Annotated in this window: 11 protein-coding genes and 1 pseudogene; 9 read left to right on the forward strand and 3 right to left on the reverse strand. The window is 56.6% G+C overall.

The annotated features are described in order from the left end of the window. The first annotated feature begins 1 nt into the window (after position 1). The 7 genes and pseudogenes from CU102_RS14805 to CU102_RS14835 all read left to right on the forward strand — a co-directional run bounded on the left by CU102_RS14805 (position 2) and on the right by CU102_RS14835 (position 9,286). A complete protein-coding gene (locus tag CU102_RS14805) occupies positions 2-1,000 on the forward strand; it encodes an ABC transporter permease (protein WP_106711875.1) in 999 nt (332 codons plus the stop codon). Then, positions 997-2,172 (forward strand): ABC transporter permease, encoded by a 1,176-nt coding sequence (locus CU102_RS14810; protein WP_106711876.1) that lies wholly within the window; start codon positions 997-999, stop codon positions 2,170-2,172. The genes CU102_RS14805 and CU102_RS14810 overlap by 4 nt, the downstream gene beginning before the upstream one ends. A 76-nt stretch (positions 2,173-2,248) precedes the next feature. Then, complete coding sequence (locus tag CU102_RS14815) at positions 2,249-3,460, forward strand: glycosyltransferase family protein (RefSeq protein ID WP_106711877.1); 1,212 nt, start codon at positions 2,249-2,251, stop codon at positions 3,458-3,460. Between the two features lie 17 nt (positions 3,461-3,477). Further along, positions 3,478-4,731 carry a glycosyltransferase family 4 protein gene (locus tag CU102_RS14820; RefSeq protein ID WP_106711878.1) on the forward strand — a complete coding sequence of 418 codons (1,254 nt, stop codon included), beginning with the start codon at positions 3,478-3,480 and terminating at the stop codon, positions 4,729-4,731. Then, entirely contained in the window at positions 4,728-5,858 is a 1,131-nt protein-coding gene (locus tag CU102_RS14825; RefSeq protein ID WP_425351553.1) for a glycosyltransferase family protein, read from the forward strand. The genes CU102_RS14820 and CU102_RS14825 overlap by 4 nt, the downstream gene beginning before the upstream one ends. A 191-nt stretch (positions 5,859-6,049) precedes the next feature. Further along, a pseudogene (locus CU102_RS14830) lies at positions 6,050-8,766 on the forward strand (ABC transporter transmembrane domain-containing protein). Between the two features lie 55 nt (positions 8,767-8,821). After that, positions 8,822-9,286 (forward strand): cyclic nucleotide-binding domain-containing protein, encoded by a 465-nt coding sequence (locus CU102_RS14835; protein ID WP_106711880.1) that lies wholly within the window; start codon positions 8,822-8,824, stop codon positions 9,284-9,286. Positions 9,287-9,351: 65 nt separating this feature from the next. Here the strand turns inward: CU102_RS14835 and CU102_RS14840 are convergent, their stop codons facing one another. Next, the gene (locus CU102_RS14840; RefSeq protein WP_106711950.1) at positions 9,352-10,542 is read right to left on the reverse strand and encodes a ZIP family metal transporter; all 1,191 of its coding nucleotides are present in this window, start codon (positions 10,540-10,542) and stop codon (positions 9,352-9,354) included. Continuing rightward, complete coding sequence (locus tag CU102_RS14845) at positions 10,542-11,663, reverse strand: multicopper oxidase domain-containing protein (protein ID WP_106711881.1); 1,122 nt, start codon at positions 11,661-11,663, stop codon at positions 10,542-10,544. The genes CU102_RS14840 and CU102_RS14845 overlap by 1 nt, the downstream gene beginning before the upstream one ends. 208 nt (positions 11,664-11,871) lie before the next feature. Here CU102_RS14845 and mntR point away from each other — a divergent pair, with 208 nt between their 5' ends. Next, positions 11,872-12,339, forward strand: a complete 468-nt coding sequence (gene mntR, locus CU102_RS14850) for a manganese-binding transcriptional regulator MntR (RefSeq protein ID WP_106711882.1) — start codon at positions 11,872-11,874, stop codon at positions 12,337-12,339. 35 nt (positions 12,340-12,374) lie between these two features. Here mntR and CU102_RS14855 read toward each other — a convergent pair whose 3' ends face one another. Next, complete coding sequence (locus tag CU102_RS14855) at positions 12,375-14,147, reverse strand: metallophosphoesterase family protein (RefSeq protein WP_106711883.1); 1,773 nt, start codon at positions 14,145-14,147, stop codon at positions 12,375-12,377. A 213-nt stretch (positions 14,148-14,360) separates the two neighbouring features. On the opposite strand from CU102_RS14855, the gene CU102_RS14860 reads away from it, so the two are divergent. Then, positions 14,361-15,191 carry an MBL fold metallo-hydrolase gene (locus tag CU102_RS14860; protein ID WP_106711951.1) on the forward strand — a complete coding sequence of 277 codons (831 nt, stop codon included), beginning with the start codon at positions 14,361-14,363 and terminating at the stop codon, positions 15,189-15,191. The last annotated feature ends 45 nt before the right edge of the window (positions 15,192-15,236 follow it).

Genomic DNA, 15,236 nt, shown 5'->3' on the forward strand with positions numbered 1-15,236 from the left:
CATGCTGCGTTATATCCTTTGGCGCATCGCCGCCATGATCCCTACTTTGCTTATCATCTCTGCTCTGGTCTTCATTATCATCGAACTGCCACCCGGAAATTTCCTGGACAGCCAGATCGCCGAAATGCAAGCTCAGGGCGAGACCGTAAACCTTCAGGACCTGGAGGAACTGCGCCATCAATATGGTTTCGATCAACCTCCTGTACTGCGCTATTTCAATTGGCTCGGCGGCATGCTGCACGGCGATTTTGGCTATTCGTTCGAGTATCAGTTGCCGGTCAGCGAAGTGGTCGGTGACCGCCTCTGGCTAACGGTTCTTGTATCTTTCGTTACCATTTTGTTCACATGGTTGCTCGCTTTTCCGATCGGCATGTATTCGGCCACGCACCAGTATAGTTGGAGCGATTACGGCCTCACCTTCCTTGGCCTCCTTGGTATTGCCATTCCGAACTTCATGCTGGCGCTGATCCTGATGTACTTCGCCAATATCTGGTTCGGCACGTCCATTGGTCATCTGATGGACCAGAAATTTCTGGGCGAGCCCATGAGCTGGGAAAAGGCGCGGTCCATCCTTTCCCATTTATGGATACCAGTCATCATCGTTGGTACGGCGGGCACGGCCGGCATGATCAGGCGTCTGCGCGCCAATCTTTTGGATGAACTACAAAAGCAATATGTGATGACAGCGCGCGCCAAAGGGCTTCATCCATTCAAAACGCTGGTCAAATATCCTTTGCGCATGGCACTGAATTTCTTTGTCTCCGATATCGGGTCGATATTGCCGTCGATCATTTCCGGAGCTGAGATCACCGCCATCGTCCTCTCTCTGGAAACCACAGGACCAATGCTCATCAAGGCCCTGCAGAGCCAGGACATGTATCTTGCAGGCTCATTCCTAATGTTCCTCGCTTTCCTGACGGTAATCGGCGTCCTGATATCCGACATTGCACTGGCCTTTCTCGATCCACGCATTCGACTGGCCGGGAGAAGCACCAAGTGACGGCGCCGCTTCCCTCCCCCGGCGCGCCCTTGCAGCATTATGTCTCGACGGCGCCGTTCGATCCAATGTCCGTCGAAGTGATGACGGACGAACAGGCGAAGATTCATCTTGCTTCGCAGACCAGGTTGATGTGGTGGAAGTTCAAGCGCCACAAGCTCGCCCTCGCATCGGGCATTTTTCTGCTCCTGCTCTACGGCATGATCATTATTGCCGAGTTCCTTGCCCCCTATAACCTGCACACGCGCAATGTGGATTTCATCCACTCCCCGCCCCAGCGGGTTCGTCTGTTCCATGAGGGTCAGTTCGTCGGTCCATTTGTCTATGGCCGCACGATGCAACTCGACCTCAAAACGCTCAAGCGCAACTACACGGAGAACAGGAAAGACGTCGAACCGATCCGCTTCTTTTGCCGTGGCGACAGCTATCGCTTCTGGGGCCTCGTGGAGAGCAACATCCATCTCGTCTGTCCCGCAAAGGACGGACAGATGTTTCTGCTTGGAACGGACCGACTTGGCCGGGATGTCCTTTCCCGCATCATTTATGGTGCGCGCATTTCGTTGTCCATAGGGTTGATCGGCATCACCATCAGTTTCGTTCTTGGCATCATCATTGGTGGACTTGCCGGTTACCATGGGGGACTTTTTGACCTACTGGTGCAACGCGTCATCGAGGTGTTGCAATCCTTGCCTAGCCTGCCGTTGTGGATGGCGCTGGCAGCGATCATGCCGGTAACATGGAGCCCGATTCTAATCTATTTCGGCATCACCATCATTCTGGGCATGCTCGACTGGACAGGGCTTGCCCGCTCCGTACGCTCCAAGCTTCTGGCTTTGCGCGAGGAAGACTATGTCCTGGCGGCGCAGCTTATGGGCGCGAAAAGCCCGCGCATCATTGGGCGGCATCTTGTCCCCGGCTTCATGTCGCATTTGATCGCCACAGCCACCATTTCCATTCCTGGAATGATATTGGGCGAAACAGCGTTGAGTTTTCTCGGTCTCGGCCTCAGACCGCCCATCACGAGTTGGGGTATTCTCCTCACCGAGGCCCGCAGCGTCAGCGTTATCGCCTTTTATCCCTGGCTGCTGTTTCCAATGATTCCGGTCATTCTTGTTATTCTTGCATTCAATTTCTTGGGAGATGGGTTGCGCGATGCCGCCGATCCATACAGATAAGACCGATAAGTTTGCATTCTCATAGCTGGTTCGAGTGCACTGCGCGGGTCAACCCGCAAAACAGAGGGTTTTGACCATGATGCGGCGTTTCGAAGATGCTCGGATCCTGATGTACAGTCACGATACATTTGGCCTTGGCCATTTGCGGCGGTGCAGGACAATTGCCCACTCGCTCGTCGAGGATTACCGCGGGTTGAACATCCTCATTATCTCCGGCGCGACGATCGCCGGCGCTTTCGACTACCGGGCGCGCGTCGATTTCGTGAAGGTGCCGAGCGTGATCAAGCTGCGCAACGGCGAATATACCTCCCTTGCACGGCATATCGACCTGCACGACACGTTGAAGATGCGCCAGTCGATCATCCGGCATACGGCGGAAACCTTCCAACCCGATATTTTCATCGTCGACAAGGAGCCGATGGGCCTGAAGGGCGAAGTCGAGGAAACCCTTGCCTATTTGAAATCGCGTGGGACGATGCTTGTGCTCGGATTGCGCGAAGTCATGGACGCTCCGCATCTGCTCGAAGCAGAGTGGAAGAACAACAACGTGATGCGGAAGATCGATCAGTTCTATGACACTGTATGGGTCTATGGACCACCGGATTTCTACGACCCTCTCGTTGATCTCGATGTGCCCGCCAGCGTGCGTGAAAAGATGAAATTTGTCGGCTTCCTGCAGCGCAGCCTGTCGAACGATCAGGCACCCACGCACGTTCCGGAGGGCGAGTATATTCTGGTCACGACGGGCGGCGGCGGCGATGGTGCCGACCTCGTACACAATGTCATCCACGCCTATCAGCAGGATCCTACATTGCAGCACAAGGCGTTCATTGTCCTTGGTCCCTATATGCCCGCCAAGCAGCGTGCAAAGCTTGTGAAGAAAGGGAGCAAGATCCCCTATATCCAGGTCATCGAGTTCGACAATCGCATGGAAGAGCTCATCGCTGGGGCAAAGGCTGTGGTTGCGATGGGCGGGTACAATACCTATTGCGAGATCCTGTCCTTCGACAAGCCGGCGCTCATCGTGCCACGTGTTTCGCCGCGCGAAGAGCAACTGATCCGGGCGCAGCGTGCTTCCGAACTTGGCCTGATCGAGATGCTCCTGCCCGAGGCAGCGGAGGATCCCTTGCGCCTCGCGGAGGTACTCAAACGCCTGCCGGACAGGGCACCGCCATCGCAAACCGGCAAGGGCGACGGCATGCGGCTGGAAGGTCTCGTCCACATTTCCGAAATTGTCGGCGACTGGCTGGATGAACGCGAACAACCGCTTCCTGCCGTCGCGGAATAACGTCTGGTTTCATTCGCATGCATTCGCCTCTCATACGCCGCAAGACCCTGGTCGTCCTCAAGGGTTATCCGCGGCTGTCGGAAACCTTTATTGCCCAGGAACTGCTGGGGCTGGAGCGCGCCGGGTTTGACCTCACCCTCATCTCCATGCGCAAACCGACCGACAAGAAGCGCCATCCCATCCACGACGAGATCAAGGCGCACGTCGTCTATCTGCCGGAGTACCTGCATCAGGAACCCATTCGGGTCTTGCGTGCCCTCTTCGCCAGCTGGAAAAAACCGAACTTCAAGCCTCTGCTCAAACGATTCTGGGCGGATCTGCGCCGCGATGTTTCGCGTAATCGTTTCCGCCGTCTCGGCCAGGCGCTTGTCCTCGCCCATGAATGGCCGGACGCAGGCGAATGGTTGCACGCACATTTCATCCACACGCCGGCCTCCGTCACGGCCTACACGAGCATCCTGACCGGCGTACCGTGGACCTGCTCGGCCCATGCCAAGGACATCTGGACGTCCCAGGATTGGGAGCTGACGGAAAAGCTTGCCGACGCGCGCTGGAGCGTGACTTGTACGCGCTCCGGCTTCGAGCATATGCGCGAGCTCACGGATCGCAAAGACAATGTGCATCTCAGCTATCACGGTCTGGACCTTGCCCGGTTTGGTCATTTCGACACCCCTCGCTCGAGCCGCGATGGATCGAACCGAGCCGATCCGGTTCAGATTTTGAGCGTAGGCCGTGCCGTGCCAAAGAAGGGCTATGACGTGCTTCTGCACGCCCTCGCGCTGCTTCCAGCCAAACTCCACTGGCGGTTCGTACATATCGGCGGCGGTGACCAGCTGGCCAAACTCAAGCCGCTGGCGGCGGAGCTCGGCATTGCTGACCGCATCACCTGGAAAGGCGCGCTCGCCCAGGAGGAAGTGCTGGAGCATTACCGTGGCGCCGACGTTTTTGCCCTCGCCTGCCGCGTAGCGGAAGATGGTGATCGTGACGGTCTGCCCAATGTCCTGGTCGAGGCATCGAGCCAGAACCTCGTCTGCATATCGACCAGCATTTCGGGCATTCCCGAACTTTTGACCGGCGGTGAAAATGGCTTTGTCGTCCCGCCGGATGACCCGCGGCTGCTCGCCGTTGCCCTAGAACACGCCATTCGCGAGCCGGACTTGCGTCACCGCCTCGGGCGCGCTGCAGAAAGTCGCGTTCGCGAACACTTCGATCACAATTCAAGCATCCGCCAGCTCACCCGCCTGTTCGAAAGCGAGTGGCAAAAAGCATGATCGCGCCGCGTGTCTTCTTCTACGTCCAGCATCTTCTTGGGATCGGCCATCTCGCGCGGGCCAGCCGCATTGCCGTCGCGCTTGCGTCAGACAAATTCGAAGTAACGGTTGTCACCGGCGGATCGCAGGTTCCCGGCTTTCCGGGACCTGACGTCAAGTCCGTTGTGCTGCCGGCACTGCTTGCCGGCAATGCAGGGTTCTCCGGCCTTGCCGATCAACAGGGCAACCCGGTCGACGAAGAATTCCTTCACCGCCGCCGCGAGCTGCTCCTCGAAGCCTTACACCAGGCCCGTCCGGATATTGTCATCATAGAAGCCTTCCCCTTCGGGCGCCGGCAAATGCGCTTCGAGCTTCTCCCCTTGCTCGACGCCATCGAAGCGATGACCCCACGTCCCAAACTCCTGACGTCCGTACGCGATATCCTCCAGGAGCGCACGAAGCCGGGCCGCGATGAAGAGACCGTCAGCCTCGTCAAAGCGCATTTCGACCATGTCCTCGTCCACGGTGATCCTTCCTTCGTGACCCTGCCGGAAACATTTCCACTTACACGGGAGATTGCCGAAAAAATCATCTATACCGGGCTTGTCGCCGGGCCGATCCCGCCTCCGCCCGCCGAAGTTTTCGACATCGTCGTTTCTGCCGGTGGTGGAGCCGTGGGTCTGGATCTCGTTCGCTCGGCACTCGAGGCCGCCAGACGATTGGACTTTCGCGGATCATGGTGTCTGATCACCGGACCGAACTTACCAGAACGTGACTTCGTGGACCTGTCGGCGGAAGCGCCAGACAATGTCACCCTTGTGCGCTTCCGCAGGGATTTTCCGTCTTTGCTGAGGGGTGCGGAATTGTCAATTTCGCAGGCTGGTTATAACACGGTTTGCGATATTCTGCAGGCGCAGTGCCGTTCAATTCTCGTCCCCTTTACCGCCGGCGGCGAAACTGAACAAAGCGTTCGGGCAGCGCGCCTGGAAGCCCTTGGCCTGGCCATCGCGCTGCCGGAGAACGGCTTGAACGCTGATATCCTTGGAACTGCGATCAAGCGAGCCTTGGCCGGCCCGAACCCGCCTGCGCACAAGCTCGACCTGAGCGGCGCACAGCGCACGGCCGAAGCGTTGCGCAGAATGATTTAATCCTGGTGTCATAGAAAACGTTCCGCGCATCACGCAAGGCAATTGACAAGCCAACTTGAGAACCCATGTCATATAGCGTTCATGGTTTGGATGCTGTAGGCTAAAGCGATTCAATCATGGAGTTCGTCCATGTGCTCTTCAAACGTTTCAATAGTTGAAATTTCCGCTGAATTCACAGCTGACGGTCATTGATGGAAAAAAGTCTAACGCGTTATATCTGGTCGAATACGCGGCTGCAGCAAATATGGATTCTGCTCGTCGTGGCCGTTTCGATGATTCCCTATTTCCTATCGTTCGATTTGCCGAAACAGATCGTCAATGGTCCGATTCAAGGTACCGGATTCGAGACGCCCGGTGCGACCCAGACCTTCATGCGCATACAGTATGATGTGCCCTATTTCGGCGAGGTGCTGTTTTTCGACGGGCTCGAACTTACCCGCTTTCAGATGCTCATGGCGCTCAGCCTGGTGTTTCTCTTCCTCGTCGTCATAAACGGCCTGTTCAAGCTCTATATCAACACCTACAAGGGCCGTCTTGGCGAACGCATGCTACGGCGAATTCGCTTCGAACTGATCGACCGTGTGCTACGCTTTCCGCCCGCCAATTTCAAACGAGTGAAATCGGCTGAAATTGCGACGATGATCAAGGATGAGGTTGAGCCTATGGGCGGCTTTACCGGCGACGCTTTTGTCCAGCCGGCATTGCTCGGTGGTCAGGCGCTCACTGCCCTTATCTTCATCATTATGCAGAACTTCTGGCTCGGCATGATTGCAGCCGCCATCGTGGCCGTTCAGGGCGTTGTCATCCCGCGCATGCGCAAGCGGCTGATCGATCTTGGCCGGCAGCGCCAGCTGACGGCACGAGAACTTTCAGGCCGTGTCGGCGAAATCGTCGATGGCATCGGCACAATTCACGGCCACGATACCTCGAACTACGAACGCGCGGATATCGCAGCCCGATTGGGGCTGATTTTCTCCATTCGCTACGATCTTTATCAGTGGAAGTTCCTGGTCAAGTTCATCAACAACTTCCTCGCGCAGGTCACGCCGTTTCTGTTTTACTCCATTGGCGGTTATCTCGCGCTGCAGGGGCGGCTCGATATTGGTCAGCTGGTTGCCGTCATCAATGCCTACAAGGACCTGCCCGGACCGCTGAAAGAACTGATCGATTGGGATCAGGCACGGCAGGACGTACAGGTGAAATATGCGCAGGTTGTCGAGCAGTTCAACGTCGACCGCCTGGTCGACCCGCAGATTCAGGCTTTGGTTCCTGAACCCGTCGATCCTCTCCAGCATTCGATCAACGCCGTCAATCTGACGCTCCTGGATGATACCGGCGCCCCGCTTATCGAGCATGTGTCCCTGGAGATCAAGCCTGGTGAAACCGTCGCTATCGTCGGAACCAGTGGCAGTGGCGGTGAGGCCCTTGCCGAAGGCTTTGCGCGGCTTATCTGGCCCGAGCAAGGCCGCATTACCATCGATGGCAAGGACATCCTTGATCTGCCGGAATCGATTACCGGCCGGCGTATAGCCTACGCATCATCCGACACATATTTCTTCCATGGTACATTGCGCGACAACCTTCTCTACAGCCTCAAGCACGCGCCTCTGACCAAGGTCGAATATGAAGGAAAGAGCGCAGCGCAATATAAATGGAACATCAATGAGGCGCGCCGTGCCGGTAATCCCGAGCTCGACCTCAACAGCGACTGGGTCGATTACGTTTCAGCAGGCGTAACCGGCCCGCACGATCTTTTCACAGTGGTGCGGCCCGTGCTCGACGCCGTGCTGATGTCACAGGATATCCTCGATATGGCGCTGCGTTCAACGGTGAACACGGCGGCGCACAGCGGCCTGACCGATCGTATCGTTGAATTGCGTCAAGCCTTGCGGAAACGTCTGAAAAAAGAAGATCTCGAAGACCTGGTCGTTCCCTTAAAGCTCGATGCCTATAATCCGCAGGCAACGGTCGGCGAAAACCTTTTGTTTGGAACGATGAAGCGGCCGATGATGACCAACCGGAAACTGGCAGCACATCCTTATTTCCGTTCCATCCTCAGGGAGACCGACCTTCATCTTGATCTTTATGCGATGGGACTGGAGATCGCTGCCAATGCGGTTGAACTCTTTCAGGATTTGCCCCCTGACCATCCGTTCTTCCAGCAACTTACATTCATGACTGCCGATGACATTCCGCATTACCAGCAACTTCTGCAAAAACTGGAGGGTCGCGGATTTGACGACGCATCGCAGGACGAGCGCTCCAGCATCATCAGATTGAGTTTTTCTTATGTGGAGCCGAGACACCGCTTCGGCCTGCTGACCGACGAACTCATGGCGAAGATCGTCGATGCACGCGCACGGTTCCACAACAACATGCCGGACGAACTGAAGGCTGTTATCGAACGTTATGATCCGGAGCGCTACACCGCTGCGGCGACGCTCATGGATAACGTGCTTTTCGGCAGGGTTGGCTTCACGCAGGTCGATGGCTCGAGCGTATACGCGTCATCTTGCGCGAGATTTTCGACAGGCTGCAACTTTATGAAAACGTTCTCTCCATCGGGCTGGATTTTGATGTCGGCTCTGGCGGCAAGCGCCTGACCAACGTGCAGCGCCAGAAGCTCAACGTTGCACGGGCATTGCTCAAACGAGCCGACTATGTGATTTTCAATCGTCCGCTCCCCGCGCTGGACCAGCGCGTTCAGGATCAGATCACGCGCAATATCATGCAGGATCTGCATGAGGAGGGTCACGCCCCAGCGATTATATGGGTACTGGGCAATTCTTCGCTGGCAAATCTGTTCGACCGGATCATAGTATTCGATCGGGGCACGTTGGTTGAAGATGGAACGCACGCGACTCTTCTGGAGAAAAACGGTATATTCAAGGAATTGGTGTCATCATAAGCTGATACTCAGGCGGGGAACCAGATGGAGCGCTATAAGGGGGTAGTGGACGTTCATGCTTCTGAAAGATGAAGTCGAAATGTTGCGGCGGGTTCCGCTGTTTTCTGGAGTCGCGCCAGCCAAGCTCAAGCTTCTGGCGTTTACTTCTGATCGTGTCAGCTACAAGGCAGGGCAGACGCTGTTCCGGCAAGGAGACCCGGCAGATGCCGCTTACGTCATCCTGACCGGCGCTGCAGACATTCTATCCGATAGTCCAAGTGGCGAAATCAAGGTTGCAGAAATCGAACATGATTCCATCGTTGGCGAAATCGCCATCCTCTGCGACGTATCACGCACCGCCACCGTGCGGGCCAATTCAGCGTTGGAAGCTTTGCGTATCAGCAAGGAACACTTCCTCAAGCTCCTGAGCGACTATCCGGAGATGACCATTGAGATCATGCGGGTGCTCGCTGACCGGTTAAGCCATACGACAACCGAGCTCAGTGAAGCGCGGAGCAAGCAGAAGCAGGCAGCAAAGTAGCTGGCTGCCTGATTGTGCTGGGCAAGAGGCGCCTCTGCTGCGCCAATTGTTCCGCCATTCCAGCATCAAATTTTTACAAGCATGGCCGTGACGTACATGAAGGCCGTCCCGGCGGCCAGCCCGCCAAATGTTGAGGGGGTCAGCAGTGCAGCAGCGCCCAGATTGCGCGACCGGACGATCAATGCACTGACCTCGACAATGACCTGGGCGATGGCCCCGGCACCGATCGCGAGTGCAATCGCGGTCCACTGTGGGGCATAGGCAAGACTTCCAATCCATATTCCGAACACGGCGGGGCCTCCCGCGAGCAGCGTCAAGCCGACGAATGACTCGAGTTTGGGCGTCGTTTTCAGGAGCGGCGCGGCAATGCCGATCCCTTCGGTAATATTGTGCAGGGTAAAGCCGAGCACCAGGAACGTTCCGAGTCCCGCCGCACCCGCAGTGAAAGCAGCACCGATCGCCAACCCTTCACCAAAATTGTGCAGTCCGATACCGAGCGCAATATATGTCGCCAATGCAAGACCTGTTGGCGTTCCGTGCCGCCGCCCGATACTCATCAGCACGAGGAAGCTCGCCACAGCGACCAGCATAACCATCACACTGCCTTGGAACATCGCGGCCGACCGTTCAGCAAATTCGAGAGCTTCCACCATGGTATCGACCAGAAGGAATGCGAGAAGACCAACAGTCATGGCCAGAAGAAACGCCATCAATCCGGGGCCTGCTCCGCGCAAGGCCGGATAACACATCAGGCCAATGGCGACGGGCAGAATCCCCACGAATGCACCAAGAATAGCCTGAGACCACAGGCTTGCGGACGTGACGGCTGACGACGGCACTGCCACGGCAATCTCGTGCTCGAACGTTGCCCCGGTATTGGTGACGAAGTTCACTCTGTGCGTCTCGCCAAGAACCCACGGAAAAGGCAAGCTGATCCATGCGGTATCACCCCTTGCAATCGTTCCTTGTGGTGTTTGCTCGAATTCCCAATAGGCGTCGTCGACCTGGACCTGCGCGATTGTCATCGGTTCCGAACCACCCGCTCGAACGAGCAACTGCAATCCGTTGTGATCAAGTATGGTCCGCTCGATGGTCAGGTTTTCAACAGGCGGCGCACCATTGTTGAAACTCTGAAGAGGGTTTGCCTGCAAGAGCCAAACGATTGCCAAGGCCAGCACGGCTGCGGGGATCAGCAACCAGAAGAGGCGCGACGGCACGGCGACGTTTGACCGCCTGGAATTGACTGGTTCGTTCATCATGACAGCGTCTCCGAGACGTCGAACATGCCCATCCAGCCAAGTTCGGTGAATTCCGATTGATGGGCATGGAACATGTAAAGACCAGGCTCGTGTTCCTTGAACGTGAACTCAAGAATGCCGCGCTGCGCCTGACACTGCATGATCAGGTCCACTGTCTTCAGCGTCGGGGTCAAGGTCGTACCCTGATCGTAATAATCGAAAAAATTGGCATGCAGGTGGAACGAATTGATCGGGTCAAACTCGGTGATATTGACCAGGTAGATGCGAACAGGGCGGTTGCGATCGATCTTGATGGGCTCCTTCGCGTAGCAGTGAGCGATCGTGTTGCACGCGTAGAATTCATTCTCGCCGTCGAAGTTCGTGTCGAAGGCGTTCATGACCATGGCCATTTCCTGCCATTGTGCATTCTCTGGTGAGCCAAGGAGACGCGATTGTGCAACGTCGGCATATTCAAGATGGCGGGCTGGATCGGGATCGATCACAAACAGGCCATACATGCCCTTGTGGAGATGCCTGGTCAGCGGCAGTGCGTGACAATGATACAGATGGCAACCGAACGGCTTCGCATCGAACTCATAGACGAACTCTTCGCCGGGATCGATGACGCCAGCGCCAGGAACGCCGTCCATGCGCGCAGAATGGATTCCGTGGAAATGCAGCGAATGGGGATGTGACCCATTGTTCTTGAGGGTGATTTTCAGGCGGTCTCCCTCGGTCGCCCGAAGTGCGGGACCAGGTACGCGGCCGTTGTAGGTCCAGGCCGGAAACATAACGCCCGGTGCGATTTCGATTTCCTTTTCCTCGACCGTGATTTCGAAGCTGCGTTCTTTGCGCCCGTCCGGCAGTTCGCTGACGACGCCGGTGTACCAATCCGTTAACATTGCCGTCGGATCGAAGCCGTTGCGCTCGTTGTCAACCGCGCCAACAGTCATCATCGCACCATGCGCCGACCTGTGCGCCGGTATAGCAGCGTCAACGCCCGGCGTGGCGTCCCCGTGATGTGCATGGGTATCTTGCGCCGGCGCACTGCTTGTGCAGATCGCCGATGCGCCGATCGTTGCGATCCCTCCCCCCAACAGACGTCGTCTGTTTAGATTCGTCTGCGCCCATTTCAACATTATTCAACCATAACTCCGATTAGCAAATTAAATGAATTAAAGCATCGTAGTTACATTATAGCAAGTGCTATATTGGAAAAGTCGTCGGTGCGGATCCTGGATTTCGATTTTTCCGCCGGTTTAGATATTTGTCGTGTATGCTGGAAGAATAGCTGTGGCTATACAAGCGAATCCCTGGCTTAGAAAGACTCCGGAACTGAAGATCGAAATGAACCTTGACGAAAACTTGGACAGCGAACCCGAAAGTTCGCTTGTTGACCCCAACACCCATATGGAGAGCTTCCGGCAGACCCGTCACAATCGCCGGACCGAGCTCATCGAGGACTATGTCGAACTGATCGCTGACCTCATTGAAGATGGGGGCGAGGCCAGGCAGGTCGATATTGCACAGCGTCTTGGTGTGGCTCAGCCGACCGTAGCGAAAATGTTGAAGCGGCTGGCGACCGACGGTTATATCCAACAGCGCCGGTATCGGGGCGTATTCTTGACCGACATTGGTATGCAGCTTGCGGAACGGAGCCGCGAGCGTCATCACATTGTAGAGTCGTTTCTATGCGCCATAGGCATCAGTGTTGAAACTGCGCGGATCGATGCGGAAGGCATCGAGCACCACGTGAGCCCGGAAACCCTGGAGGCCTTCAAGCGGTTTGTGGCAAGGGGCGGTTCATCCCTCTAGCGCTTGAGATTGCCCTGCATAGTAAGCGCGTCTTGCTAAACCCGTTCCGTTGCGCCGGTTGCGAGATCAACCGTGAAATTGCGCGATGGCAGGCCGGACAAATAGCGATCCATTATCCGCAGCATCCGCGCAAAGCTTCCCTGAGCACCGCCGATTTCAATTGTAGCGGAACCGGCAAACGTAGAGATCAGGAAACGGTAGGCTGCAAGCCGCTCAGCCGAAATCCGATCGAGCGCCATCTCACTGCCCAGGCGTAGGCGATACCAATCTCCGAGCAGATCAAGCACCGGAATTGCGTCCAGCCCATCCAAAGTCATACCGCTCGCCCGCAGCAGCCGCTGTATGCCGGCTATCATAGGCGCGCGCGCCCGCTCCGCATGAATGAGCGCAACCGCTTCTACGACGGCAACGGGCTGCTCGCTGTCACCGAGTATCAGGAGGTCGCCAAGGTTGAGCTGCGGCATAATCCGCGCCAGGTCTTCGGGCCATTCGCGCCGCAGATACCTGTGCACCACAAGCTGGCTGATGTGCTCGGACAGGAATTCACCATAGTCGGCCGCATCGAGCATTCCGCCAACCTTCTTTCCCGTCAGATTGATTTCAATCCGGTATTGCTCGTTGATCGCGGGATCTATCGGAAGATGATCGAGGCTTACCGTTTCAACCTGCAGCTTCGGGCCACCTGGCGTTATCACCTTGAACGCTGGCGGAAAGGCAACAAGCGACGGTACCCCGATATTGACCAGCCAACCATTGTCCCTTCGCATCATCGCCGTATCATTGACATGGAGATGCCCGCTGAAATGGATGCGAAGGCCCGCATCAATAGCGGCACTGGCCACCGCTTCCGACGGCGTGCGCTCGGTCGAACTGGTCCTGCCAATCAACGCCAGTTCGTCTTCTGCCGTGCCATTGAGCATGTCCAGCATTGGGTAATGCGAAAATGCGAGCAATTGCTTGCCTTCACGTTTTGCCCTTGCGGCAACGTCTTTGACCCAATCCAGGACAAAGCCCTTGTGCCTGAGCATGGCATTCCAGCCGGCATTGGTACTGTCGACAAATGCGCCCGCATCGCCCCTGGCAAACTCGCCATTGCGCGGCTCGAATACATTCGCGTCGATCATCAATAGCCACAGGCCCGCGACCGGCTCGATCAGATAGGAGGCGTCCATCAACCGGTATTCGTTCTGGCCGTCGGCCGAGCGAGCTGTATAGAGCCTCGCCGCGGGATCGTCATTCGTGCCGAAAGGCGTTTCCCAGTAAAGGTCATCGGGTCTGCGGAAGAAGCCGATATCCGGCAGCATCTGCAAGCCATCTGGATAACCCGGGCAATACATCTTGCTGGTCACGACCATCCCGTCCGCATCGTCGTCGACGAACTCGCCGTCGCTCGCCACGATCGTATAGGTACCGTCGAGATTGAGCAGGCGCTTGGCATGGTGGCGGCCCTTCGGCCCGAAAATGTCATGATTGCCAGGCGTCGCGATAAAGACGAGACCATGGTCTCGCCGGTAGCCATCAAGCAGCTTGCGCAACGCGCCGAGCGTCGCCGCCTGGCCGTCATCGGAATAGTCGCCGAGCAGGACGACGTGGCGGATTTCCCGAGCCACCACCTCGTCAAGCGCCGCCCGTAGGGCCCGATAACTCTCATTGAAAACACGGGTGGAACGCACGGTATCGGTCAGCCGGCGCGCCGTCATCCTGCGGTCGCCGCCCATATCGATGCCAGCAAAATCATAATCGCCATAGAGATCGTGAAAATGCGGATCGGCAATAACGGCGACCGGCGGAAATTCCGAAAAAGACATGAATCTGGCGTCCCGTTGAAATGACTGCCGAACTTATACATTTGTAACGACAATTGTCATGAAGCTTAAAAAACAAATCGTTATCGCCTATATAGAGGCCAAGGCGGGGTTTTATTGCGCCGCTGACAAATAAAACGAAATCCAAGTCTCGCATTACGGATGCGGTTTGGTTACGATGCCCTGAAAAACGGGGAATTGGGTGTAAAGAGCGTAATGAACGACGAAATATTTCGGGTGAAGTTCTGGGGAACGCGAGGTAGCGTTTCCGTCTCGGGTCCCGAATTCAGGCGATACGGCGGCAGTACCGCTTGTGTCGAGGTGCAGTGCGGCAAGCACAAGCTGATCTTTGATGCTGGCTCCGGTGTGCGACAGGCAGGCGAAGGTATTTCCCGGGAGGGTAGCGATCAGGTCGACATTTTCTTTACGCATTGCCACTATGACCACATCATCGGCCTCCCCTATTTCATGCCAATGTACAATCCCATGATGAATGTGCGCCTGTGGTCCGGACATCTCGCCGGTGTCATGACCACCCGCGAGATGGTCAAGCAGTTCATGCGCCCGCCATGGTTTCCCGTCGACCCCGATATCTGCAAGGCGAGCCTCGGTTTTCGCGATTTCCGTTCTGGCGATGTGCTCGAGCCCTATGAGGGCATCAAGATCCGGACCGAGAGCCTGAATCACCCAGGCGGCTGTATCGGCTACCGGATCGAATGGGCAGGCCGCGTGCTCGCGCTTGTCTATGACACGGAACACGAGGCCGGAAAGCTCGATCCCGCGGTGATGCGCCTTATCGAGGGTGCAGACCTTGTCGTCTATGACTGTACCTATACGGAAGATGAGATGCCGCGCCGTTTCGGCTACGGCCATTCGACATGGCAGCATGGCGTCCTCCTGGCGGAGGCAGGCAAGATCGGCAAGCTGGCACTCTTCCACCATGCTCCATCGCGCACGGATGACGAGCTTGACGAATTCGAACGCTTGTCCAAGGAGCGTTTCGCCGGGGCCTTTTCCGCTCGCGATTTCCAGGAGATCGAGCTCTAAGGCGATTCCAGGAAAAGTGTGACGCGGTTTTCCGTCCGGAATTGC

This window comes from Phyllobacterium brassicacearum (assembly GCF_003010955.1).
GTDB classification, from domain to species: Bacteria; Pseudomonadota; Alphaproteobacteria; order Rhizobiales; family Rhizobiaceae; genus Phyllobacterium; species Phyllobacterium brassicacearum.

Coding starts and splice junctions, on each gene's coding strand:
- CU102_RS14805 (WP_106711875.1), top strand. CDS start 2: ATGCTGCGTTATATCCTTTGGCGCATCGCCGCCATGATCCCTACTTTG.
- CU102_RS14815 (WP_106711877.1), top strand. CDS start 2,249: ATGATGCGGCGTTTCGAAGATGCTCGGATCCTGATGTACAGTCACGAT.
- CU102_RS14820 (WP_106711878.1), top strand. CDS start 3,478: ATGCATTCGCCTCTCATACGCCGCAAGACCCTGGTCGTCCTCAAGGGT.
- CU102_RS14825 (WP_425351553.1), top strand. CDS start 4,728: ATGATCGCGCCGCGTGTCTTCTTCTACGTCCAGCATCTTCTTGGGATC.
- CU102_RS14835 (WP_106711880.1), top strand. CDS start 8,822: ATGCTTCTGAAAGATGAAGTCGAAATGTTGCGGCGGGTTCCGCTGTTT.
- CU102_RS14840 (WP_106711950.1), bottom strand. CDS start 10,542: ATGAACGAACCAGTCAATTCCAGGCGGTCAAACGTCGCCGTGCCGTCG.
- CU102_RS14845 (WP_106711881.1), bottom strand. CDS start 11,663: ATGTTGAAATGGGCGCAGACGAATCTAAACAGACGACGTCTGTTGGGG.
- mntR (WP_106711882.1), top strand. CDS start 11,872: ATGAACCTTGACGAAAACTTGGACAGCGAACCCGAAAGTTCGCTTGTT.
- CU102_RS14855 (WP_106711883.1), bottom strand. CDS start 14,147: ATGTCTTTTTCGGAATTTCCGCCGGTCGCCGTTATTGCCGATCCGCAT.
- CU102_RS14860 (WP_106711951.1), top strand. CDS start 14,361: ATGAACGACGAAATATTTCGGGTGAAGTTCTGGGGAACGCGAGGTAGC.